Origin of the sequence: Marinomonas ostreistagni (assembly GCF_016461785.1) — a bacterium.
Classification (GTDB): Bacteria; Pseudomonadota; Gammaproteobacteria; order Pseudomonadales; family Marinomonadaceae; genus Marinomonas; species Marinomonas ostreistagni_A.
Genome location: NZ_JAEMUH010000001.1, coordinates 240,764 through 264,699, shown reverse-complemented (window position 1 = coordinate 264,699; position 23,936 = coordinate 240,764). Strand labels below are relative to the sequence as shown.

27 protein-coding genes are annotated in these 23,936 nt (G+C 42.7%); 11 read left to right on the top strand and 16 right to left on the bottom strand.

What is annotated here, in order from left to right; all coding sequences use genetic code 11:
- Window positions 1-2 precede the first annotated feature (2 nt).
- Together JHD44_RS01280 and JHD44_RS01275 are read right to left on the bottom strand one after the other, a co-directional pair.
- Entirely contained in the window at window positions 3-650 is a 648-nt protein-coding gene (locus JHD44_RS01280; protein ID WP_199460301.1) for a cupin domain-containing protein, read from the bottom strand.
- A gap of 231 nt (window positions 651-881) precedes the next feature.
- Window positions 882-1,817 carry a porin gene (locus tag JHD44_RS01275; RefSeq protein WP_199460299.1) on the bottom strand — a complete coding sequence of 312 codons (936 nt, stop codon included), beginning with the start codon at window positions 1,815-1,817 and terminating at the stop codon, window positions 882-884.
- Between the two features lie 485 nt (window positions 1,818-2,302).
- Between JHD44_RS01275 and JHD44_RS01270 the strand changes: the two genes are divergently transcribed.
- On the top strand, window positions 2,303-3,064 hold the full coding sequence (locus tag JHD44_RS01270; protein WP_199460297.1) for a sulfite exporter TauE/SafE family protein: 762 nt from the start codon (window positions 2,303-2,305) through the stop codon (window positions 3,062-3,064).
- Between the two features lie 79 nt (window positions 3,065-3,143).
- On the opposite strand, the gene JHD44_RS01265 is transcribed toward JHD44_RS01270, so the two are convergent.
- Entirely contained in the window at window positions 3,144-3,353 is a 210-nt protein-coding gene (locus tag JHD44_RS01265) for a cold-shock protein (protein ID WP_055462030.1), read from the bottom strand.
- 338 nt (window positions 3,354-3,691) lie between these two features.
- On the opposite strand from JHD44_RS01265, the gene JHD44_RS01260 reads away from it, so the two are divergent.
- The 3 genes from JHD44_RS01260 (at window position 3,692) to JHD44_RS01250 (ending at window position 6,201) form a co-directional block, all read left to right on the top strand.
- Window positions 3,692-4,696 (top strand): 2-hydroxyacid dehydrogenase, encoded by a 1,005-nt coding sequence (locus JHD44_RS01260; protein ID WP_199460295.1) that lies wholly within the window; start codon window positions 3,692-3,694, stop codon window positions 4,694-4,696.
- A 149-nt stretch (window positions 4,697-4,845) separates the two neighbouring features.
- On the top strand, window positions 4,846-5,802 hold the full coding sequence (locus JHD44_RS01255; protein ID WP_199460293.1) for a LysR family transcriptional regulator: 957 nt from the start codon (window positions 4,846-4,848) through the stop codon (window positions 5,800-5,802).
- A gap of 6 nt (window positions 5,803-5,808) precedes the next feature.
- Window positions 5,809-6,201: a VOC family protein gene (locus tag JHD44_RS01250; RefSeq protein ID WP_199460291.1), complete on the top strand. Its 393-nt coding sequence runs from the start codon at window positions 5,809-5,811 to the stop codon at window positions 6,199-6,201.
- Between the two features lie 54 nt (window positions 6,202-6,255).
- Here the strand turns inward: JHD44_RS01250 and grxD are convergent, their stop codons facing one another.
- Window positions 6,256-6,588 carry a Grx4 family monothiol glutaredoxin gene (gene grxD, locus JHD44_RS01245; protein ID WP_199460289.1) on the bottom strand — a complete coding sequence of 111 codons (333 nt, stop codon included), beginning with the start codon at window positions 6,586-6,588 and terminating at the stop codon, window positions 6,256-6,258.
- Between the two features lie 239 nt (window positions 6,589-6,827).
- Here grxD and argF point away from each other — a divergent pair, with 239 nt between their 5' ends.
- Together argF and JHD44_RS01235 are read left to right on the top strand one after the other, a co-directional pair.
- Entirely contained in the window at window positions 6,828-7,733 is a 906-nt protein-coding gene (argF, locus tag JHD44_RS01240) for an ornithine carbamoyltransferase (RefSeq protein WP_199460287.1), read from the top strand.
- Window positions 7,734-7,831: 98 nt separating this feature from the next.
- Window positions 7,832-8,752 (top strand): LysR family transcriptional regulator, encoded by a 921-nt coding sequence (locus JHD44_RS01235; protein ID WP_199460462.1) that lies wholly within the window; start codon window positions 7,832-7,834, stop codon window positions 8,750-8,752.
- Window positions 8,753-8,773: 21 nt separating this feature from the next.
- On the opposite strand, the gene JHD44_RS01230 is transcribed toward JHD44_RS01235, so the two are convergent.
- The 6 genes from JHD44_RS01230 to JHD44_RS01205 all read right to left on the bottom strand — a co-directional run bounded on the left by JHD44_RS01230 (window position 8,774) and on the right by JHD44_RS01205 (window position 14,093).
- Window positions 8,774-10,261 (bottom strand): ATP-binding protein, encoded by a 1,488-nt coding sequence (locus tag JHD44_RS01230; RefSeq protein WP_199460285.1) that lies wholly within the window; start codon window positions 10,259-10,261, stop codon window positions 8,774-8,776.
- Between the two features lie 5 nt (window positions 10,262-10,266).
- On the bottom strand, window positions 10,267-10,986 hold the full coding sequence (locus JHD44_RS01225) for a response regulator (protein WP_199460283.1): 720 nt from the start codon (window positions 10,984-10,986) through the stop codon (window positions 10,267-10,269).
- A 42-nt stretch (window positions 10,987-11,028) separates the two neighbouring features.
- Complete coding sequence (locus JHD44_RS01220; RefSeq protein WP_233401549.1) at window positions 11,029-11,490, bottom strand: DUF1499 domain-containing protein; 462 nt, start codon at window positions 11,488-11,490, stop codon at window positions 11,029-11,031.
- 16 nt (window positions 11,491-11,506) lie between these two features.
- Window positions 11,507-12,421 carry a 23S rRNA pseudouridine(2605) synthase RluB gene (rluB, locus tag JHD44_RS01215; RefSeq protein WP_199460281.1) on the bottom strand — a complete coding sequence of 305 codons (915 nt, stop codon included), beginning with the start codon at window positions 12,419-12,421 and terminating at the stop codon, window positions 11,507-11,509.
- A gap of 139 nt (window positions 12,422-12,560) precedes the next feature.
- Entirely contained in the window at window positions 12,561-13,181 is a 621-nt protein-coding gene (locus JHD44_RS01210) for an L-threonylcarbamoyladenylate synthase (protein ID WP_199460279.1), read from the bottom strand.
- 60 nt (window positions 13,182-13,241) lie between these two features.
- On the bottom strand, window positions 13,242-14,093 hold the full coding sequence (locus tag JHD44_RS01205) for a PHP domain-containing protein (protein ID WP_199460277.1): 852 nt from the start codon (window positions 14,091-14,093) through the stop codon (window positions 13,242-13,244).
- A 66-nt stretch (window positions 14,094-14,159) separates the two neighbouring features.
- Here JHD44_RS01205 and JHD44_RS01200 point away from each other — a divergent pair, with 66 nt between their 5' ends.
- Window positions 14,160-14,696: a septation protein A gene (locus tag JHD44_RS01200; protein ID WP_199460275.1), complete on the top strand. Its 537-nt coding sequence runs from the start codon at window positions 14,160-14,162 to the stop codon at window positions 14,694-14,696.
- 3 nt (window positions 14,697-14,699) lie between these two features.
- Complete coding sequence (locus JHD44_RS01195; protein WP_199460273.1) at window positions 14,700-14,996, top strand: YciI family protein; 297 nt, start codon at window positions 14,700-14,702, stop codon at window positions 14,994-14,996.
- Window positions 14,997-15,090: 94 nt separating this feature from the next.
- Here JHD44_RS01195 and JHD44_RS01190 read toward each other — a convergent pair whose 3' ends face one another.
- Entirely contained in the window at window positions 15,091-15,378 is a 288-nt protein-coding gene (locus JHD44_RS01190) for a SelT/SelW/SelH family protein (RefSeq protein ID WP_199460271.1), read from the bottom strand.
- A gap of 87 nt (window positions 15,379-15,465) precedes the next feature.
- Here JHD44_RS01190 and JHD44_RS01185 point away from each other — a divergent pair, with 87 nt between their 5' ends.
- Together JHD44_RS01185 and mnmC are read left to right on the top strand one after the other, a co-directional pair.
- Window positions 15,466-16,017 (top strand): peptidylprolyl isomerase, encoded by a 552-nt coding sequence (locus JHD44_RS01185; protein ID WP_199460269.1) that lies wholly within the window; start codon window positions 15,466-15,468, stop codon window positions 16,015-16,017.
- A complete protein-coding gene (mnmC, locus tag JHD44_RS01180) occupies window positions 16,007-17,953 on the top strand; it encodes a bifunctional tRNA (5-methylaminomethyl-2-thiouridine)(34)-methyltransferase MnmD/FAD-dependent 5-carboxymethylaminomethyl-2-thiouridine(34) oxidoreductase MnmC (protein WP_199460267.1) in 1,947 nt (648 codons plus the stop codon). Before JHD44_RS01185 ends, mnmC begins: the two co-directional genes overlap by 11 nt.
- A 24-nt stretch (window positions 17,954-17,977) precedes the next feature.
- Here the strand turns inward: mnmC and JHD44_RS01175 are convergent, their stop codons facing one another.
- Entirely contained in the window at window positions 17,978-18,307 is a 330-nt protein-coding gene (locus JHD44_RS01175; RefSeq protein ID WP_199460265.1) for a hypothetical protein, read from the bottom strand.
- Window positions 18,308-18,411: 104 nt separating this feature from the next.
- Here JHD44_RS01175 and cysE point away from each other — a divergent pair, with 104 nt between their 5' ends.
- The gene (gene cysE, locus JHD44_RS01170; protein WP_233401547.1) at window positions 18,412-19,230 is read left to right on the top strand and encodes a serine O-acetyltransferase; all 819 of its coding nucleotides are present in this window, start codon (window positions 18,412-18,414) and stop codon (window positions 19,228-19,230) included.
- An 84-nt stretch (window positions 19,231-19,314) separates the two neighbouring features.
- Here the strand turns inward: cysE and JHD44_RS01165 are convergent, their stop codons facing one another.
- From JHD44_RS01165 to ccmI, 4 genes are all read right to left on the bottom strand, one after another.
- Window positions 19,315-19,548 (bottom strand): YheU family protein, encoded by a 234-nt coding sequence (locus JHD44_RS01165; RefSeq protein WP_199460263.1) that lies wholly within the window; start codon window positions 19,546-19,548, stop codon window positions 19,315-19,317.
- Between the two features lies 1 nt (window position 19,549).
- Entirely contained in the window at window positions 19,550-21,586 is a 2,037-nt protein-coding gene (gene ligA / locus JHD44_RS01160; protein ID WP_199460261.1) for an NAD-dependent DNA ligase LigA, read from the bottom strand.
- 69 nt (window positions 21,587-21,655) lie between these two features.
- Window positions 21,656-22,690: a cell division protein ZipA gene (zipA, locus tag JHD44_RS01155; protein WP_199460259.1), complete on the bottom strand. Its 1,035-nt coding sequence runs from the start codon at window positions 22,688-22,690 to the stop codon at window positions 21,656-21,658.
- Between the two features lie 65 nt (window positions 22,691-22,755).
- Window positions 22,756-23,934, bottom strand: coding sequence for a c-type cytochrome biogenesis protein CcmI (gene ccmI, locus JHD44_RS01150; RefSeq protein ID WP_199460257.1), 1,179 nt, complete (start codon window positions 23,932-23,934; stop codon window positions 22,756-22,758).
- Window positions 23,935-23,936 lie beyond the last annotated feature (2 nt).

Here is a 23,936-nt window from a genome sequence, read left to right as displayed (position 1 = left end):
GGTTAAAAGTGACCTTGCTTAACCCACAAGATGCTTTGTTCTAAGATAGAGAATGCATGCCAGTCTAACACAGGGAAACGCAACCAACTTAGTGACGGATATGAATGTTCACCATAACGGATAGAGCCACTTACCACTAGCAACTCAATCGCGCCATCATCAACTGGCAGTAACGATTTAAAAGCCTTCCCATCCCCTACATCAAGCCGAAGAAAGCCAACCTTTTCTGCCTCATATTCATGTAGAGGAATATATTTACGTGGTGGCAACTCATGAAATGCCTGAGCCTTCGAAACCACTTGCAGAGTATCTAAAGGCTGAAATTGATGCAGTTTTACGAACAAGATACAGCCCTTTGGACTGAAAGGAGCATGACTTGAACCTGGTGGGTTTCGAAAATAAGTACCTGCCGGAAAACACCCTGTCTCATCACAAAACTCCCCCGAAAGCACCAAAATCTCTTCTCCTAAAGGATGAGGATGGGGACGAAAGACTGAATCTGGCGCGTAGCGAACAATGCTGGTTGCATGACCTCGCTCCGCGTCTTCTCTAGCAAGAGGCTTTCTATCCACACCGGGCATAGGGCTGGATACCCACTCCAACTGTCGTGCATTCAAGAGTACAGGTTCAGAGAAATCCATGTTGAGCATGAGCTACTACCTGTTCAATTTATAGTCTACCTAGTCTATAAATATTTCGAAGGTGTAAGCAACATTGATCAGTAATAAAAAAAAGGCACTAGACTAAGCGCCTAGTGCCTAAATGTTCCAGTCAGTCTATCTCCGAACGAAAAAGGACATGTGGAACCTTGAATGATCACATTTAACATAAGGCTCCCTTAGGAGCCTTAGAGTAAACATAATCCACTTAGAGGCAAGGGATTAGAATAGGTAAGTTGCACCTACTGCTGTGATGTCGTCTTCAGATGAACCAGTTTGGCCAAATTCACCGTAAACGTACATGTTAGAAGCTAGGTTGTAAGTCGCGCCTACACCGTACTCGTTGTAATCATCAGAACCTACAGCATCAGGATCAACGTTTTGGTAAGTACCGTAAACATCACCCGCACCGTAGTTGAAGCGTGCAGCTAGACCAAGAATAGTGTTTTCATCTTCTTCTTCTTCCCATTTAGCACCAACAGAAAGCGCTGGCGTTGCTTGGAATGTAGCACTTACACCGTAAGTTGCAGAATCAGCTGCAGAACGAGCAACATCATTTTCTAGGCTATCGTAACCAGCAGCGATAGTAAGCGCGTCAACAGAGTATTTAACCACTGCAGTTAGAGCTGTACCATCTTCTGTAGTACCGTCACTAACTTCAGTTTCTGCCTTGCCTTTGAATTGAGCAGAAAGTTGAACTTCAAAACCACCCATTGATGGAGAGAAGTAAGCGATTGTATCGCCTTCATCCGTTAGACCAGCGTTAGTCACACCGTAGTATTCGAATTGGTCATAAGTATCTTGAATAGCATTGTTGTAGATGCTATCGAATGAACCAACTTGCACTTTACCGAAGCCACCTTGTAGACCAACGTATGCTTGATCAAGATTAACATCGATATCGCTTGTTTTCTCATCCGCGTCAGCTTCAAGCTCGTACTTGAAGAAACCCGTTAGATCATCACTGATTGCAGTGCTACCTTGGAATCCAAAAGTAGAACCATTGTCAGTAATTTCAGAGTCGTTTGAATCAGAGTCTGCATACACTAACTGGATGTTACCGTAAACATCGAAGTTAACTGTATCTTCAGCTGCAAAAGCAGATACTGAAGTTAATGCGGCACTTGAAACTGCGATAGCAACAAGAGTCTTTTTCATAAATCGGTTTCCTTTCTGTTGATTCACTTATTATGTACAGCGCTCGAACTGTGCAAGCCACTTAACGACAATGTAATATTCGTCCATTTTTAATCAATACTGCGCAAGTTATTTGCACTCTCAATTCACCATAGGTACATTTTTCGTACTAAGTTTCAAAAAAGTAATATCCTGAAAACATGAAAAAATAAAAATTACAATATATTTCAATAACTTAATAATAAAAGCATAACTCTTTCATCCAAAAGGGGTAAGAAAACACTTCATTAATGCAAATAGATCGAAAACAAATCAGCATCTATTTCCAAAAATACGAAATTGATATGAAAAAAAACGAACCAGAATGCATCTTTCTTACATAATGCACCCTAAAGCATAAAATATCCCAGCTTGTGCGGGTCATTTTTCTTACACGTTTTTAGAGAGAAATGAGATACTTCCAAACAACTTTGTTTCTATAATCTAAAAAATGTGGAGGGTACTCTTTGGAACTAAGCGCGACATATATCACCCTATTAATTGCTACAGGATTTATAGCAGGGATCATCAACACTCTTGCTGGTGGTGGTTCAAACCTAACCCTTCCAGCTTTAATGATAATGGGAATGCCTGCAGATGTAGCAAACGCCACCAATCGAGTAGCGGTTTTTATGCAGGGAATCGTTGGAGTCAAAGGGTTTCACCGTGCAGGAAAGATAAAGCGCTCTGATGTCCTGCCCGTGCTAACACCTACACTTATCGGGGGACTCATCGGAGGCCTGTTAGCTTCCTTTTCACCAGAGAGCTATCTCAAACCCCTACTCTTGATGGCCATGATCAGCATGACTGTGGTAATGCTGGTCAAGCCTAGTGTTATTGTGCCTCCCGAAGGCACTAAAGCTTTTTCTGTCTCAGAAAAGCCTAGTGCATGGTATGCACTCTTTCTTGCAGGTATTTATGGGGGTTTTGTACAAGCTGGGGTGGGGTTTGTCTTAATTGCTGCACTCGCTGGCACTTTGAGATACGACTTAGTGACAACCAATGCTTTGAAAATGGTTTGCACCCTATCCTTCACGCTCCTAGCACTGATTGTATTTATCTGGAATGATCAGGTTCGTTGGCAGCCTGGACTAATTTTGGCAGTCGGTACGATGCTAGGCTCAATGATAGCTGTAAAGTTTGCCATTAGAGCTAAAACATCTCAGTTGAAGTGGTTTCTATTTATTATGACTATCATCGGTAGTTTGGCAGCCCTGCTTAGCGAATAAAAAACTAAGATCGAGCACTTTACAGACAACAAAAAAGGCAGCTTAAAGCTGCCTTTCGAGAAACGATTACTTCTATAGATTATAGAGGTTTAACGTTTTGAGCTTCTGGGCCTTTTTTACCTTGAGCTACTTGAAACTCAACTTTTTGACCTTCAGCTAGAGTTTTGAAGCCTGGTACGTCGATCGCTGAGAAGTGAACGAATACGTCTGGACCAGATTCTTGAGTAATGAAACCAAAACCTTTAGTTTCGTTGAAAAATTTAACTGTACCAGTAACTACGTCTGACATGATGATATTCCTGTTTGAAATAAGTTTTATTAATGTTGTATTGCTACAACGGGTAGTGCTTAAAAAACTCGGTATTACTTATGACAAAACAGGACTAACCGTATTTGGCCGCAAGGGACACTGTACATAAATAGCGCCAATTATTTAAACATCTTGATTGTAAGATTGTTTTGCTAGTGGGGTCAATGCAATCACAGCATTTTTTGTAACTTTATAAATTAAATATCATGAGCCAGTTAGACAACTCATTTGAGATAAGTCAATTAGCATTGCATTGCTATTCGCAAAGACAGTGAAGCACTCTATATTACAAATTCAACATGCTCCTAGGAGGGCCTATGAAAGTCGCAGTGTTCTCATGTAAACCATACGATAAACGCACACTAGAGGCTGCAACACAAAATAGCAGTGATGTTGAGCTGTTTTTTTTTGAAAGCAGACTTAGCAGTGAAACTGTCTCGTTGGCCAATGGTTTTGACGCCATCTCATGCTTTGTAAATGATGACTTGAGTAGAGACATCCTTGAGCAACTATCAACTTTTGGTATAAAAGCTGTTGCATTACGTTGCGCAGGCTATAACAACGTTGACTTATATTGCGCCAAAGCGCTTGCCATACCGGTGTTTCATGTACCAGATTATAGTCCTACATCTGTAGCAGAGCACGCAGTCGCACTGATCTTAACCTTAAACAGAAAGATTCACAGAGCATATCATCGAGTTAAAGAAGGGAACTTTGCTCTTGAAGGGCTCATGGGGTTCAATTTAGAAGGAAAGACCGTTGGTTGTATTGGTACAGGACGAATAGGCCAAGCTTTTTGTCGAATTATGGCGGGGTTTGGTTGTCGCGTTATTTGTTACGACTTAGCGCCAAATGATGAACTGATTGAGTATGGTGCTGAATATGTCGATCTCGAAACCCTTTATGCAGACAGTGACATAATTAGCCTTCACTGCCCTTTAAATGCGTCTACACATCATTTAATCAACAAAACCTCGTTAGATAAAATGAAAAATGGCGTCATGATCATCAACACTAGCCGAGGCGCTTTAGTGAATGCACAAGAAGCCATAGATGGTCTTTACAATGGAAAAATCGGCCACCTAGGACTTGATGTGTATGAGCAAGAAGGTAAATTTTTCTTTGAAGACATGTCCGATCATATCATTTATGACAGCGTGTTCCAGTTACTGCTAACCTTTCCAAATGTCATCGTCACAGGGCATCAGGGTTATTTTACAGACATTGCACTGAGGCATATTGCAGACACAACCCTTGAAAACTTAGCTCAACTGAATGACGCTCCAGAACATTTTTTAAGAGAGCTGACTAACAAACACTAATCCTTCCAAATGGCCTTATTTATTGAAACACCTCAATAAATAAGGCCATTTTCTATTCTTATTTCATCTTCTAAAAAGCTTGTACTTTCTTGGCTTCGCAATACAATTATTCGCATCCAGTTATTAGACTTATAGTGCGCATAAGAATCATGAATATAAATAAGATAGACCTTAATTTACTTATTTACTTAGACGTTTTATTGCGTGAGTGCAATGTGACTCGCTCTGCAAACAAGCTCAACATCACTCAACCAGCCATGAGCAACGGACTGAAAAGGTTACGAGACCTGCTTAATGACCCACTGTTAGTGCGCACCAGTGAAGGCATGAAGCCCACAGAAAAAGCTATTCGCCTACAGCCGATTGTAAGAAAAGTACTGCTGGAGTTAGAAGAAGCCTTACAACCTGAAGCGGATTTTAATGAAAAAACTTCGACCCGCGTCTTCCGAGTTATGGCAAGTGATTATGCTGCTTCTACGGTCATCCCAAGATTACTTAATCGGTTACGTGAAAACGCACCAGGTATCACCATAGATATTATGACCCCAAGTGACGTGACATTTCATGATGTGGAAGCGGGGAAAATTGATATGGCAATTAACCGTTTCGAAGAGCTACCACAGTCTTTCCATGAAAAAAGTGTGTGGTTGGATACTTTTGTCTGCATGATGGCTGCCGACAATCCCATCGCTCAAAATTTCACTCTTGAGACATACCTAGAAGCGCAACATATTTGGGTAAGTAAAACAGGCTTCGGGGTCGGTGTAGGAATGGATCCTACAGATGTTCAAAAGCTTGGCTGGGTTGACGAAGCTCTGCAAAGGCAAGGGCGTAAGCGCAGCATTCGAGTATTTACGCGTAGCTATCACACTGCGATGCATTTGGCTTTAGAGCAAGACCTTATTGCCACACTTCCACGGAAGGTCGCATTAATTAACCGGAACAACCCTGACTTGGTTATCCTTGAGCCTCCTTTTGCAATCCCTCCCATTGAGTTGAAAATGATTTGGAGCCCTTTGCTACACCATGATGCTAGCCATATATGGTTTAGAAAGCAGGTCATTGAGCTTGCTAATGAGCTAAAATCTCAAAGCTATGGGCAATAAAGGATTATGGGATTTCTAGTTAGTGGAATACATCATGTCGCCATTATTTGCTCTGACTATCAGCGCTCGAAAGCCTTCTATCATGAGCAATTAGGTTTTAAGATCATTCAGGAAACTTACCGGCAAGAACGCGATTCATATAAACTGGATATGGCTGTTGACGAGCACACACAAATTGAGCTGTTTTCGTTTCCTGACGCTCCAGTGAGGGCTTCATTTCCAGAAGCGCAAGGACTAAGACATCTAGCTTTTAAGACAACAAAACTGGATGAGACGGTGAACTATTTAATTAGGCAAGGCATTTCTGTAGAAAACATTCGCTTAGATGAAATCACAGGTAAGCGCTTTACATTTTTCCAAGACCCAGACGGGCTTCCGTTAGAACTTTATGAAGTTTAAAAAATGCCTCATGAACGGATTCGTGAGGCATTTTTAACACATTTCCAGGCAACTTTACTCGCTGTCTTGCTCTTCAGCAGCTTCAGTAATCAAAGTTTGTAACTCGCCATTTTGAGCCATCTCAACAACGATATCACATCCTCCAATCAACTCACCTTTCACCCAAAGCTGAGGGAACGTTGGCCAATTAGCGTACTTCGGTAGCTCTGCACGGATATCTGGATTTTCAAGAATATTCACAAACGCAAAACGCTCACCACATGCCATCAGTGCTTGAACAGTTTGCGCAGAAAAGCCACACTGGGGCATACGTGGTGTGCCTTTCATGTAAAGCAAAATTGGGTTGTTATTAATCTGTTCTTTGATTGTCTCAATAGTATTGCTCACGATCGGTAAACCTCATGATTCTGTCGCTTAATAAACTGCGACTTGTAGGGTGTATTTTCAGTGAAGTATGGGGATGTTTATTAATTTTACAACCCTCATACCAGTAAAACCCTTGATGAATGCCCTTTTTAGTAGAATCAATCTTTATTACAGGCGACCTACTCTTTACTACAGGCGACCTGTGTATTAAATTGGCTGATTCCTTATATTATTGGTTGAATTTTGACAGGAGCAATATCGTGTCGCCGAGACATTTTTTGACTCTGAAAGACCTATCGTCTGACGAGCTAAAGCAACTACTTTCACGTGCCATTGAACTTAAAAAAATGCACCGTGAAGGCACGCTATACGAACCAATGAAGAACAAAGTTCTTGCGATGATTTTTGAGAAATCATCCACACGAACCCGCGTATCTTTTGAAGCAGGTATGGCACAATTTGGCGGACACGCTCTATTCCTATCACCACGTGACACCCAACTTGGTCGCGGTGAACCTGTTGAAGACAGCGCTCGTGTTATTTCAAGCATGGTTGATGCTGTAATGATCCGCACTTTCGATCACCAAATGGTTGAAACATTTGCAGCAAACTCTAGTGTACCTGTTATTAACGCATTAACAGATGATTATCATCCATGTCAGCTACTGGCAGATATGCAAACATACCTTGAACACCGTGGCTCTATCGAAGGCAAGCGTGTTGTATGGGTTGGTGACGGTAACAATATGTGTCATTCATACATGAATGCCGCAGACATGCTTGATTTTAACCTTGTTGTTGCTTGTCCAAAAGGCTACGAACCCAATGACCAGATCCTTTCTGAGAATAAACATTGCGTAACGGTGACCCATAATGTCCGAGAAGCAGTCGCAGATGCAGATCTTGTCGTAACAGATGTATTTGCATCTATGGGACAAGAAGATGAGCAAGAGCAACGACTACAAGATTTCGATGGCTTCCAAGTAAATAAAGAATTGATGTCACTTGCCAAAATTGACGCCCTATTCATGCATTGCTTGCCAGCACACCGTGGCGAAGAAGTAACAGCGGAAGTAATTGATCATCAAGACTCTGTTGTATGGGATGAAGCAGAAAACCGCTTGCATGCACAAAAAGCTTTACTTGAATTTTTGATCTGTAACTAAGACAATCTCGTAAGGCTCGTAGTTAGAGATATCTGGCACGAGCCTTTTTTATACGTTATGAGCTGAATAAAACTCAAAAACTCGAGATTATTATGAGCATTATTGAAGTTAGGCATCTTAAAACACTCACTGCATTGCGAGATACAGGAAGCCTAGTCGAAGCCGCTGAACGCGTACACCTAACGCAATCAGCCTTATCACACCAACTCAAAGACTTGGAAGAAAAGCTAGGTTGCCCTCTTTTTATACGCAAAACGAAACCCGTACGCTTTACCAGTGCAGGACTGCGTCTACTCCAGCTTGCTGATGACGTTTTAATGGCATTTCGATCAGCTCAGAGAGACATTCAACGCTACGCTGAAGGTGAAAGTGGCCGTTTGCACATAGCGATTGAGTGTCATAGTTGTTTTGAATGGTTAATGCCAACTATTGATCATTTTCGAGAGCACTGGCCAGATGTAGAACTAGACTTGTCTACAGCATTTAGCTTTATGCCTCTACCGGCACTAGCTCGTGGAGACCTTGACCTAGTGGTCACTTCAGACCCTCAGGATTTACCCAATATTGAGTATATCCCTTTGTTTCAATACGAGTCTCAAGTCGCCCTTTCACGTCACCATCCACTCGCTAAAAAAGAGTATTTAGTCCCTGAGGATTTTAAAAACGAAACTCTAATAACCTATCCCGTCGAATCAGAACGTCTAGATATATTTAAACATTTTTTGACTCCATCTGGTGTTGCACCAGCTAAAATCCGCCACAGTGAACTTACACTAATGATGATGCAGCTGGTTGCTAGCGGTCGGGGGATCTGTTGCTTACCAAATTGGGCTTTAACGGAATATACAAATAGGCAATACGCCATCACTAAATCCTTAGGGGAAGAAGGTGTTTGGTGCAAATTATACTTGGCTATTAGAAAGGATCAGCGTGAGAACGCATATATGGATGACTTAATCACTACCGCATCAAAAACATGCTTTAAAAACCTACGCGGTATTTTATCACCAGATCTATAGCGAAAAAGCCCAGCACCTAGTTTAGCCAAGGCTATTCTGGTGCTGGCTTTTTGACCAAATAAAACTGAATTTTGCCCCACCTAGCTCACTCCCCTCAACCAGTACAGCACCACCATGCCAGAATGCGATTCTCTGCACTATAGCGAGGCCTAAGCCATAGCCGCCAGAGGCTCGCGTACGAGAGTTATCCAAGCGCTGAAATGGGATAAATACCTTATCTCGATCTTCTTCAGGAATACCTCGACCATCATCCTCAATATCAACCTGCCAACGCTCATCATCAGCAGTAAATGTAATAGCAATAGTCGAATTGGCATACTTAGAAGCATTCAGAATTAAATTTTGCAGCGCTCGATGCAAATGATGGGCATCGGCATTCACCCATTCATCACCTTGAATTTCAATATGTACTTTATAGTTCTGCAGCAAAGCATTATTGTGCTCCACAATGCTATCTAATATTTGACGAATACTCGCACGCTCGAAATTTAGAGCAAGGGTACCTTCCTCTAACTTTCCGTAGGTGAGCACCTCATCTACTAAAGTATTTAGCTCTTCTACGTCATACTCTAGTGCAGTAATAGACGACTCAAGTTCTTCACTCACATCATCTTTAAGAACCTCTAAACCAAACCTTAGTCGGGCAATAGGCGTTCTTAGCTCGTGAGAAATGGCATTTATCATTTCACGCTGAACTTTGAGTAGCCTTTGGATGTGTGTCGACATTGAATCAAAAGAGTAAGCCAACTCTTTTAGAGTACCCGAGCTATCTACCACACCATGGGGCAGAGCTCCTCTTCCTCGAGCAATCTGACGTGTAATAGTCTCAAAATGTACCCTTTTACGATCAAGCCCCATAAAGCCAATCCACACCAACACTAAAAGAGCGGCCAAAGACAGTAAAATAAACGCAAAAACGATTGTTCCAAAAGAAAATGTATTAGCTTGATTAAATTGAATACGCCACGCCTGATCCGAACCACTTGGCTGCCATAGGAAATAAAGCTGCCTATCAACGGCTTGGTGAAGGCTCACCTCACTCGTTAACCATGGGCTTGGTTCAATTTTCTTTATCGAAATACTCTTGAGAGTGTTTAACAGGTCTAGTTTTTTCGACCACTGCAATGGATACACTTCTAGAAATCTTTGAAGCATAGGCTGTAAAAGAGAGAACTGCACCGCATGACTTTCACCTTTCAGTGCCAGCTGGGTACCACTGTAGACATTCGCTAATACGAGGTCTGAATCATGAAGCAGTTCAGTACGAGATTCAGAGGAAATAGGCCCAAGCGGCTCCCACTTAAATACAGAAACATTTGATATATCAGTAAGTGTGCCATTTTCTTTATAGAGAGCAGCAGTTAGTTCTACATCCACAGCAAGCTGCTGTAATAGCTCACGCTCTTGGTAAGATTGCTTGAGCCAAGCAATAAGGGAAAAGCAAACGAGTGATATGAGCAAGCCCCCAATCAAGATATGTCGATAGAGGCGCCACATATCACTTCGCATTAAGACTAAACCTCTTTCACAAATAGGTAGCCTTTACTACGAATCGTTTTGATTCGACGCGGATGAATCGGATCATCGCCAATCTTTGAGCGAATTCTTGAGATACGGACATCAACAGAACGGTCTTGACCATCATATTCAATACCACGCAACTCACTAAATATTTCTTCACGGCTAAGAATACGGCCAGAGTTACTAGCGAGTAACCAAAGCAAATCAAACTCGGCGCTTGTTAGCTCAATTTCTTCACCTTCACGCCAAGCTTCTCGACGAGAGTTATCAATTACTAAGCTACCAAATTCAAGTGTTTGTTCTGCTTCTGCAGATACTGAGGACAAATCAACATCTTGTGTACTGCGTCGTAACAATGATTGAACCCTTGCTAACAACACACGAGGTTTAGCTGGCTTAGAAACATAATCGTCGGCACCAATTTCTAATCCCAAAATTTGATCGACATCGTCACTACGAGCTGTCAGCATCAATATTGGGCCATGGTAATCATTGCGAACACTGCGACAAACTGTAAAACCGTCGGCGCCAGGCAGCATCAAATCAAGAATCACAAGAGAAGGTTGTTCTTCAATAATGCGAGAAATGGCATTTCGTCCATCTGGCTCAACATCTACATTAAAACCATTCTTTTGTAGATACTCTTGGGTTAACGTGGCGAGGCGCTCATCGTCTTCAACAATCAGGATCGATTGGGTATCATTCGCGCTCATAGTCTATCCTCGTCCATTTGATAATTAATAAAGCCTTCAAGATCAATCTACTAGAAGATCCTGTATTTGTCTAACTCGTTCTCGATTAACATCTAGGTCATCATAACCAACTCTAGAAGCTGAACGAACGTGCATTACACTATCGGCTTCGGGGAAGTAGATTTCTAAGTCATCTTTGAAACCAAAAAGGTCACTAGAAATTTCAAAGTGAGTATAGCCTAAACGACTGTCAATAATACGACCGTTTCCTTGACTCAGCAGCGCTTGCTCTACCTTAAGCTGGGCTAATTTTACAGAAGTGCGATAAATAATCGGCTCGACGTAATGTTGCTCATCCTCAACAGGAGCTTGCGAAGAGACGCAATTCGGCATATCTGGGCAGGGTGCTAACAGCCCCTCATTCACACCAAGGTGATCAGGAACACCGTTGTTCATGTCTACATAAACAAAAAAACCAATTAGCATTGCAATGACAACAACTAAAATCCATCGCACCATGCTCATAGCCTACAATCCTCTTTTATCTGAATGAACGGCGCCCTGGTCGACGCGGTTTAAATTCCTGTTGCTTCTCAGATGCTTGCCAATCAAAACCTTTTTCACGTCGTTTCGTTTTGGCTACGCTACCTGTAACACGCGCACCACTTTGTCTACGACGGTCATGTTTCTCTTGTTGGCTTTTCAAGCCAGTAATCTTATGTTCAAGGCCAACAACCTCACACAAAGCGCTAACATCCGACTCGTCCATCTCAACCCATCGACCAACTTTAGCTTTTGATGGCAAAAATACTGGACCAAATCGTACACGCTTTAGACGGTTTACTTTTAGCTCTTGCGATTCCCATAGGCGGCGGACTTCACGGTTACGCCCTTCCATCAGACACACATAAAACCAATGGTTAATCCCCTCACCACCACCATCTACGATGTCAGTAAATTGAGCCATTCCGTCTTCTAGCAAGACTCCTTTTTTAAGGTTTTCAATGTGCTCTTCCGTTACATTCCCCATCACGCGGACTAGGTATTCACGGTCAATTTCGGTAGATGGGTGCATCAAACGGTTCGCTAATTCACCATCAGTGGTGAACAGCAGTAGCCCTGAAGTGTTGATATCAAGACGACCAACCGCTATCCAGCGACTTCCACGTAGCTTTGGTAGGCGATCAAAAACAGTGGGGCGACCTTCAGGATCTTTACGAGTACAAACTTCGCCTTCAGGTTTATTATAAATAATGACTCGACGCTCAACTTCACTAGACGCTGTTGTTTTGACCTCAACACCATCAAATTCAATCACATCATTAGGACGCACTCGATCACCAAGCGTGGCAACATTACCGTTTACAAGCACTCGACCTTCACGAATACGATTCTCCATTTCACGACGAGATCCTACACCTGCTCTCGCCAACACTTTTTGTAATTTTTCGTCCATTACGACCTCTTTCGGGAATGCTTCGCAGCAACCCAGTTATGTTAATTACACAATTTAAACTTAGAAAGTCATTCTAAGTTAATTCTGACCGCATTATAGTCGGATCACATTTCAGTTGATAGCGTACCTTACGCAGTTTTTACTCGAACGGAGCAGGATCTCCAGCACCAATTCTTAAGACTTTGATTTCTTCGGAGTCCATCCCAATAACGGTAGTCGGTTGCATACCACAGAACCCTCCATCTATGACTAAATCTAACTGATGCTGTAACGTATCACGAATGTCATAAGGGTCCATCATGGGGTCTGTTTCACCAGGCAAAATAAGAGACGAACTCATAATAGGCTCCCCTAACTCTTCTAGTAGGGCCTGAACAATTTTGTTGTCTGGAATTCGAATGCCAATCGTTTTACGCTTTGGATGCATCAAACGTCTTGGGACTTCAGATGTCCCATTGAAAATAAACGTATAAGGTCCTGGCGTATGATGCTTCAGCAAACGATAAATGGCATTATCATAACGAGCATAGGTCGAAATTTCAGAAAGGTCACGGCACACCAAAGTGAAATTATGCTTATCGTCTAACCTACGAATAGTACGGATTTTTTCTAAAGCTGCTTTATCACCAATATGGCAACCTAGTGAATAACCACAATCTGTAGGATAAGCAATAACAGCTCCCTCACGAATCAATTGTGCCGCTTGCTTAATCAAGCGAGCTTGTGGATTTTCTGGGTGTATCTGAAAAAACTGGCTCAAAGTATTCTCTCCATAACACCTCATGTTGAGGTGAACATCTAATTATTCCTAGCAAGTGGATTAAGTTTGCCATTGATACCAAATAGGTGAAATCTCTTGCTCATGAACTTGTGTAAATCGTCCTACTTGAGTCCAAGGACCGAATGGACCATGGTAATCACTTCCTACTGACGCTTTAAAACCAAATTCTCTAGATAACCGCTCTAAAAATCGGACGTGATCAGGCCGTTCATTACCAGATGCCACTTCGATCGCACTGCCACCCAACTTGCTAAAATCTTGCAACACTGATTTAAGCTTAGTCACAGTCAAGGGATATCGCTTAGGATGCGCTAAAACTAACTCGCATTTACTTGCGGTGAGCTCTGGCATAATTTCCTCTAATTGAGGCCAGACATCTCGTATCTGCCCTAATTTTTTGTTGTTGAGGTAATGGTCGAATGCTTTGTTAGTATCTTTGACAATACCTTCTCGAACCATAACTTTTGCAAAATGTGGCCGTCCTAATTGACTACCACCTGCTTCCTCTATTGCTTTATCAAATAGGTCTGGCAACCCTTTTTTAGACAACAAATCAGCAATCTGACGACCTCTTTCTAGACGTACCGTTTGATTCTTTTTTGTCCACTTACCAATTATGGCACAATCTTCTTCAAAGCCTAACGCCACCATATGCAGTGGAATCTTTTTCCAAGCTACAGAGAGTTCACAGCCATTAATAAATGTCATACCAAGAGAGTTCGCCGTGTTGCGAGCTTGCTTTAAACCTGACGTGGTATCGTGATCTGTCAAAGCGAACATCTGAACACCTTCTTGGTGTGCAAGTTGCACTAATTCTATCGGTGTTAACTGGCCATCTGAGGCTGTGGAGTGAGTATGTAAATCTATTGGCTGGTATCGAGTATCAGGCATCAAAGGGGTATTTTTTCCGACAGTTGCTAGGTATTATCATTCGAGCATACATAAACTGGCTTGACTATGAAATTACTATTCGACTTTTTACCCATTCTTGTTTTTTTCTTGGTTTATAAAACAACAGGCGACATCATCATCGCAACGGCTGTGCTCATCCCTGCAACGCTTGTACAAGTAGGCTACACATGGATAAAGCACCGAACCATTGAAAAGATGCATATTGTTTCACTTGTTTTGGTTGTTTTACTCGGCGGGGCAACGGTACTACTTGGTAATGGCGATTTCATTAAATGGAAACCCACTATCGTAAACTGGCTCTTTGCTGTCGCATTTTTTGGTAGTCAATTTATCGGCCACAAAAACATCATCGAACGCATGATGGGAGATAAAATCGAATTACCTCACAATACTTGGCGAACCTTAAACCTCGCGTGGGTTGGTTTCTTTATATTATCAGGTGCCGTGAATCTTTACGTCGCCTTCAATTTCAGTGAAGACATATGGGTTGACTTTAAGTTGTTTGGCCTATTGGGGATGACCATAGTATTCATCATTCTTCAAGGAATTTACTTATCTTCTCAAATGCAAAATAAGGATTAAGCGATGCTTTATTCAGTCGTTGGCCAAGACGTTGAAAACAGCTTAGAAAGTCGATTAGCTGCTCGCCCAGCTCACCTTAAGCGACTTCAGGAATTACGCGGTCAAGGTCGCCTTGTGTTAGCAGGACCGAACCCCGCAATTGATTCAAACGACCCTGGCACTGCAGGTTTTACAGGCAGCGTAGTCATAGCAGAATTTGCTTCACTAGAAGATGCAAAAGCATGGGCGGACGCAGATCCGTATGTTGCGGCAGGTGTCTATGCTAATGTTGAAGTTAAACCTTTCAAACAAGTTTTCTAAGGCTCTTCTAAATCAAGCAAAAGCTAAAAAAACAGTAGGCACTCAGTGCTGCCTACTGTTTTTCTGTATTTCATTTCAGTACGGTTAAACTTGTTTATTCAGATTTCTTAACATCTGAGTGACCAAGATCTCGCTCAGGATCAATAACATCTCTCATACGCTGCTTTAATACTTTTGCTTCAGGGAAGCCCCCTTCTGCTTTACGACACCAAATCTCTTCACCGTTAACACGAACTTTAAAAATGCCGCCTTGAGTCGGAATTAAAGTGACGCTTTTTATGTCATCATCAAAGGTCATTAACAATTCCTGAGATAACCAAGCAGCTCGTAACATCCAACGACAAAGGGTGCAATATTCGATTTCAACCACCGCAGTTCTCATGTTTAGACCTCTCAAATCAATTTCATCTTGGCGTTCTTAATTGAACACCCTAATATTATGGGCGCATTGCCAATAAGGAAGACTCAAATGAAAAAAAGTTTACTCACAGGTTTAGTGCTTTCTGCACTGAGCTTGCCTAGCTTCGCAACAGAAGTAAATATTCAAACAAGCCTTGGCGACATCCGTGTTGACCTTGATGAACAAGCAGCCCCAAAGACAGTAAAAAACTTTCTTCAGTATGTTGATGAAGGGTTTTACGAAGGAGTAATTTTTCATCGTGTCATCAAAGGCTTTATGGTTCAGACTGGCGGTTTTTCTCCCGAAATGGAGCGTAAGCAAACGCACAAAGCAATTGCATACGAAGGTAATAATGGACTTTCAAATTACCGTGGCACTTTAGCAATGGCTCGTACCAATGATCCTAATAGCGCAACCTCTCAGTTTTTTATTAACCAAGTTGATAATGCATTTTTAAATCATGGTGCTCGTGGCGGTGCTGGCTACACCGTATTTGGTAAAGTGATTTCTGGATTAGACGTAGTCGATGAGATAGCCAATGTATCGACTCGAACAGTAGGCCCTTATCAAAACGTACCTGTTTCGCCTGTGACAATTAAGAAGGTCACTCGTGTTAACTAGCTACAAACTTGAGCCACCAGCACTAAATTTTGGCGAGGATGGCGTACCTCGCTCTAGTGCGTTTGATGATGTTTACTTTGATAAAGATGCCGGACTTGATGAAACGCGTTATGTCTTTCTTGAGCATAATCTGCTCTCAGAGCGCTTCTCCAGTCTGTCACCACATCAACGCTTTACTATTGCGGAAACAGGGTTTGGTACAGGTTTAAATTTTCTTTGTGCTTGGCAACTTTTTTTAGAGCAATCCCCCAACGATAGCTGGCTACACTTTGTCTCTGTCGAAAAGTACCCACTAAGTAAGGATAAGCTCGAGCAGTCTCTTGCTATGTGGCCAAGTCTTAAACAGCTGGCTCAACCGTTGGTTGCCAAGTACCCCGTGCTTTGTCATGGTTTGCATACACTTTTCTTTCCAGAGCAACGCACCACGCTCACCTTATGGTTTGGGGAAGCCAGTGAAGGCTTTAAGGCGTTAAATGGTCAAGTCGATGCTTGGTTTTTAGATGGCTTCGCACCCAGCAAAAACCCTGACATGTGGAGTGATGAATTGTTTCAGAACATTCAGCGCTTAAGTATCGAAGGGAGCACTTTTGCAACATTTACCGCTGCTGGAATCGTCCGTCGCGGCTTAAAGTCTCATGGCTTTGATGTGCAAAAAGTAAAAGGGTTTGGGCACAAACGCGAAATGATGATAGGTAGCTTTATACCTACCGAATCAGAAAGTTCGCATGAAGCGCCATGGTTCGTCGTCAAACAACAGAAAACAATCAATAAGGTATTAGTTGTCGGTAGTGGAATAGCGGGAGCAACTACAGCTCATGCGCTGGCTGAAAAGGGAATCCCGGTAGAGGTATGGGAGCAAGGCAACAATATCGCTTGCGGTGGTTCTGGCAACGCACAAGGGATGCTTTACCCAAAACTTAGCGTATCAGACACACCTTTGAATCGCTTTTATTTGACAGCTTACCTCTATGCTAACCGCTTTTATAATGCGATTGGCGACCAGACTGCAGCATGGCAGCAATGTGGACTCTTGCAACTACCGAAAAATGAAAACGAGCAAACTAAGTTTTCTAAGATGCTAGCGAGTCAACTTTACCCTGATTCCATCATTCGAGCTCATGATCAAGGATTGGAGCTGCCCCTCTCAGGATGGCTAAAGCCGCAATCTGTTTGTGAGCACCTTCTATCACATAAAAACATACAACTTTCGTTATCGACACAGTTGCTTGATTTAGCCCCATGTGAAGCAGGTTGGCAAGCGACTAGCCAGCATTCAACCGAAACATACTCTCATGTGGTGCTTTGTACTGCTAATGAACAGGCACCCCTGAAAACATGGCAAGAGTGGCCCACAAAACCCATTCGCGGCCAAGTGACTCAATTGGCCATCTGTGATCTCACCTCAAAAGATCAAGAAACGATTAAAAAAGTTAGCCAGGTGCTCTGTGCAGAAGGGTACTTATCTCCTGCTTTGGAAGGCCAAATCAACTTCGGAGCGACTTATGATTTAGGGGACAATCGCCTTGATGTTCTAGAGCAAAGCCATCAAGACAACTTAGTCAAATTGCAACACTTACTTCCAATTGATTCAGAAGCAATCAATCTGGCGAACTGCAAAGGACGCGTTGCAATGCGCTGCACTGTCGCGGATTATACTCCGATTGTTGGACCTTTCAGTGCTCAAAAAGCACTCGTTGATCGCTATGCGCCTTTGCGTCAGAACGCAAAATGGCTGTCAAACGAAACAGGAGAGTTACTAACTGGGTTATATATTAATGTTGGTCATGGCTCACGTGGATTAGTCAGTGCACCACTTTGCGGTTTTTATATTAGCAGTTTAATTCTCAACGAGATTACGCCATTAGAACAAACTGTTATTGAAACACTTCATCCTAATCGCTTTACTATCAGGCAATTGAAAAGAGGAGAAGTCTAAGACTTCTTCTCTTTCACTCAAACTTTAGATTTCAAATAGGTCACATGCACTTGGAATCAAATCATCTAACCTTCTAAAGGTTTTGGGACGATAAACGATTCCGCCCATTAAAGGATGTAGCTCACGTAATTTATCACTCAACTGAACCACACCAGGGTTGATTGGTTCGTAAGGATAAATATGATCTTGCATACTCAACTTGTGCAATTCATCAAGCTCATCCTGCAACATGGACTTCATAGAGAAAAACAAATCCTTGCTATTTATGTCATTTGTTTCCCAATATGCATCAGACAAAGCGCTATTTAATTCGTAAAATATATGTAACGCATCAGATACGGTTTTTTGACTCATAGTGTCTCCATAAAACGAGCATTCTGTTTACATTCACCCTTGTATTGGTAGATGCTACCCCCATAACCACACTCTAGCCACGAAAACATGTAGGTAATTTGATTTTGAGTAACACAATCCAATCTGACGTGACCTTTGACAACCTGTGGCCATCGTTACAAGCTGAAGCTGAAAAACTAGCACAAGATGAACCCATTTTGGCAAGTTATTTCAATACAACCATTCTTCGTCATGACTCACTTAGCTCTGCTTTGAGTTTTTTGCTTGCCAGCAAGTTGGATAGTATCTCTATTCCCGCGATGGTGCTGCGTGAAGTCTTTCAAGAAGCGATGGCTGATCCAAAGTCAAAAATTGTTGAATGTATGGCTCAGGATATCTTATCAATCAAAGAGCGTGACGCTGCATGTGATTGCCTCACTACACCACTGCTGTTTTTCAAAGGTTTCCATGCCTTACAAACCTACCGTGTCGCTAACTGGCTATGGAAACAAGGTAGAGAGAGTTTAGCGCTTTATTTACAAGGACAGATGTCCATGACTTTTGGTGTCGACATTCATCCAGCGGCACGAATCGGCTGCGGCATCATGCTCGACCATGCAACAGGTTTAGTCGTAGGTGAAACCTGCATCATTGAGGACAATGTTTCTATTCTCCAATCAGTGACATTAGGCGGTACTGGTAAAGAAACAGGAGATCGTCATCCAAAAATTCGCACCGGTGTTCTAATAGGAGCAGGGGCAAAAATTCTTGGTAATATTGAAGTTGGCGAGGGTGCTAAAGTGGGTGCTGGCAGCGTGGTACTTGATCCTGTTGAACCTCACACAACCGTTGCGGGGGTTCCTGCAAAAGTAGTGGGACGCAACAAAGAAAAAGAGCCTTCCAGAGAAATGGACCATACCATTCGTAGTTGTATTCGCGACTAACCCCTATCCGTTGCATCCTAGCAGCACTAAGGACAGTAAAAGGGCTATCAAAATAGCCCTTTTCCTTACAAAACAACCATTAAATTACGTGTAACGGTTTTGAACCGCACTTTTTGAAACCAGCTGAATCGTCTCACTTTCAGTATCAAACAATAAAACGGCTTCACCAGATTTCAATGCGCGTAAAGCTTGTTCTCGCTTTTGCTCTGAGGAAAGATCGTAATCCCCGTAATCCGTGCCGTCTCGGGAAACAATATCATTTAACACATTTGCAAGAGTTTCAGGATCAAGCGAGTCGAAAGGTATCAAAGTATCCATTCTATACCGCTCCTAAATCAGTCAACATTTGATGAAGCGCCTCTTCATCCATAACAGGCACATTTAGAGACTGAGCTTTCGCTAGTTTAGACCCGGCTTTCTCACCGGCAACAAGGCAATCTGTTTTACCTGACACTGAACCACTCACTTTAGCACCAAGTTTGATCAGTGTATCTTTTACCTCATCTCGTGAATATCGGCTTAGTGTTCCGGTTACAACATATGTTTTGCCAGCGAGAGGTTGTTCACTCGCATCGCCTATTTGAGCAATTTCCCAAGTGATGCCTTGTTCCAACAAGCCTTCGACTGTCGCTACATTGTCTTCTTGATCGAAGAACAAACGAATATGCTGAGCAACAATCGGCCCAACATCTTCTACTTCAATCAGATCCGCTTCTGTTGCAGACATTAATTTTTCTAACGAGCCAAAATATTGCGTTAACGTACGCGCCGTGGCTTCACCAACCTCTCGAATTCCCAAGGCATAAACAAAGCGGTTAAAAAGTGTTTGTTTTGATTGCTCAATCGCATTCAGTAATTTCTCAACTGACTTATCCCCCATACGCTCCATTGCTAACAGGCGAGCTGGCTTATCCTTTAAGGAATAGATGTCCACAGGGGTCGTCACTAACTTAGCATCGACTAATTGCTCAATGAGCTTGTCACCTAAGCCATCAATGTCCATCGCTTTTCGAGATACAAAGTGTTTTAGACGCTCTTTTAATTGAGCACCACAAACCAAGCCACCTGTACAACGTTGTACGGCCTCCCCTGCCACTCGCTCAATGTCCGAATCACAAACAGGACACTTAGTTGGAAACTCAACCTCTTGCTCGGCACCCGTTCGACGCTCATTCAAGACATGTACAACCTGAGGAATCACATCACCAGCACGGCGTATGACCACCCAGTCATTGACTTTAACACCCAATCGATCAATTTCATCTTGATTATGCAGCGTTGCGTTGGAAACGGTGACACCACCAACAAATGTTGGTTGTAGACGAGCAACAGGTGTAATAGCACCGGTACGGCCCACTTGAAAATCCACTCCGAGGATTTGCGTCACTTCTTCTTGGGCAGGGAATTTCCGAGCAATGGCCCAGCGCGGAGCACGCGCTACAAAACCAAGTTTATTTTGCTGTGTAATACTGTCCACTTTATACACAATGCCGTCGATATCGTAGCTAAGCTCATCACGCTCGGTAGCCAGTTTATCGTAATACTCTAAACAGCCTTGGACACCTTTAACTCGCGCCATGAGGTTATTCGTCTTAAAGCCCCATTCAGCCAGTTGCAGCAACCCTTCATAGTGGCTGTCAGGTTGCTCCCAACCCTCTACATAACCAATACTGTAAGCACAGAGCACTAAGGGGCGAGATGCCGTAACCTTGGGATCAAGTTGACGTAAGCTACCTGCCGCAGCATTACGAGGATTAACAAACGTTTTCTCTCCTCTTTCTGCCGCCTGTTGGTTGAGCTTCTCAAAGCCTGCCTTAGGCATGTAAATCTCGCCGCGCACTTCAAGTACCGGTGGCGGGTTATCCGAACGAAGTTTTAATGGAACGGAGTAAATGGTTTTAATATTCGAGGTAATGTCTTCACCTGTTAATCCATCACCACGTGTGACACCACGAACCAATTGGCCATTTTCATAGCGTAGACTGATCGCTAAACCGTCCAACTTAGGTTCACAGCAATAGGTAATATCAGTCATCTTAGACAACTTTTGAATACGCTCATCAAAGTCGACCATGCTGTCATTATCAAAAGCATTATCAAGAGATAACATCGGCACAGTATGATCAACTGATGCAAAACCATTATCAGGCTTCTCCCCAACCCGCTGTGTCGGGGAATCTTGCTGAACCCACTCAGGGTGTTGAGCCTCCATTTCTTGCAAAGCTCGATAGCAGCGATCATATTCCGCATCAGGTACTATTGGGGCATCTTGAACATGATATGCATAGCTGTAGTCATTTAACGTTTTCGTTAATGCTTGAATATCTTCCAAGGTGAAAGCTTGCTTGTCGCTCATAGTGTTCTCAAAACAATTACAGGTAAAAAGAATCAAGGCCCCATTAAGGAGCCTTGTTTATTTGAAGGGTTAGGACTGTCGTGCCTTTTTTGTTAGCTGCCTGCGTTCGAAATCTTTGATTCGTTGACGGCAATGGGCAATAGTTTGCTCTGTCATCGGCGCTCTGCGCTCATCAAGCAGCTCACCGCCCAAATTACGAACCAGAGCTTGAGCTGTCTCAAGCATAAAGTCGAATGCTTTCATACTGTTCTTAGGCCCTGGTAACCCCATGAAAAAGCTAACGCCTGGACAATCTGTTTCACCCATGGTGTCTAGATTGAAGGTTCCTGGCTCTATGGCATTCGCCATTGAAAATTGGATTTTCCCCTTATCAAAACCCTCTTCATGACGGTGAAAAATATCCATATCACCGTAACGCATACCGCAGTTCAGTACTAATTGAAGTAACTCCATACCAGCGAATGAATTATCTTGTGGCGCAAACACATTGATAACAATGACTTCTTCAATCTCGGCCTCTTCTTCGTCTGATGTGTGCTCTTCTGATGCGGGGCTGAGTTGAGATGCTTGGTCAAGATCAACACTCGAATAACTGCGCTCTAGATCAATTTCCTCAAGATCAGAGTGCTCAGAAAGTTCTTCAGATTCATGCCCAACATCTAAGTCGTAGCCATCATACAGCACATCACCGTAATCTTTATCAGCCTGTATTGATGTATTCTCTTCGTAACCATCAAAACGCTCAGGCACAAGAGAAGCTAACTCATCCAATTCAAACTGATCATTACGATCAAGCTCAGGCCCAGCATCTACCTTATGCGGCATGTCAGTCAAAGGCCCCCTTGCCGTTTTACGGGCATTCTCAAAGGCATTCATGACAGGGTCAGCAGAATCTACTGAGCGATTAACAGGTCGCGCACCACCATTCGGTAATTCTCTACGTAATAACGCTTCGCGTTTACGCTCTTCAGGGTCGTCATAGTCATCATCGTCACTTATTGTCATCGGCTGGGGTTTACGATAACGACGATAACCATCGACTAAAATGCCAATAATAATGATGATACCAATTAAAATTAGCCACTCACGCAAGCTAAAATCCATTATAAAAAGTCCGCTTAAGATCAATACATTACCCGTATTATCAGTCGAAGCGGAGTTGGTTTCAATTATAAGGACACTTTGACCTTAAAAATCTTGCCACTACGACTCGGAACGGATGACAAATGACCAACTATTTCACCTTGACTCAAGTCTTGAGCCAAAGAATTCGATCGCTTAACAATAATATCGACTGTTGTTACCTCTGCCAGTGTTTTACCTGGCATTAGGTTGTCAATGTTTGTTAAAACAATGGGCGCATCAAATTCCTGTGCTGATATACGCTGAATGGCGACAGGCATGGCTTGGTCTGGTGCTTTGGCATAAACCAAATACACATCATCTTGCTGCACTGAACCACTAGCCAAGATGAGTTTTAACTGTAACCTATGAGAGATAAGAGCGGGAACCTGCTCCTCTGTAATTCCACCTTGTTTACGAGCCGCCGCGATTCCTGACAATAAATCTAAACGCTCTTGACGGTCTGTTCCCAATTGGATTGCCTTCTGCCATGTTAGAATTGCAGCTTCATATTGTGCAGCATCAAAATGAATAATACCTTGAAGACCGAGTGCTTTGACATTATTCGGGGTAGCTTTAAGAACTTCTGCAACCGTTTCACGCATACTATCCGAAACCATATTGTTATTGGCATAAAACATCGCTTGAGCAAGTTCTACTTGAACATTAATACGATCCTCAGACTCTGGCCCCAATTTTTCCAATACTTGTCGGTAAGATGCTATCGCAGACGGATAATCCTGTGCTAAGACTTGTTCACTAGCAAGGTAATACCAATCTTCAGCTCGGTCGTAACGCGCTACTCGGTAATCAAGAAAATCAGCAATATCTTGGTCATTCGCACTGCGTTCAAGCATCTTCTGCGTAAACAGCACATCCGGTGCGAAACCAAGCTTATGGTATAAAGTAACTGAGCCGACTAAAATAATGGCAACAGCACCTGATAAAAAAAGACGTGCCCAACGTACTTCTCGATTTAGTATTAAAGTTCCATGTTCGTTAATATAGCGAGCTTCGCTGCTGATATCTTGATGTAACTGTTGTGCTTCACTGTCCGTTAAACGGCCCGCAAGACGCTCTTCTTCAACTTCTTGTTTACGTATCGCTAAAAAACTCTGCCCCGCATCCTCATTTTGCTCGTACGTCCGCTGACGCAAAATAGAGCGCAATAAGTACAAAAGCGATATAGCTGTCACCGCAATCATAATGACCCAAGCGAGTATCATAG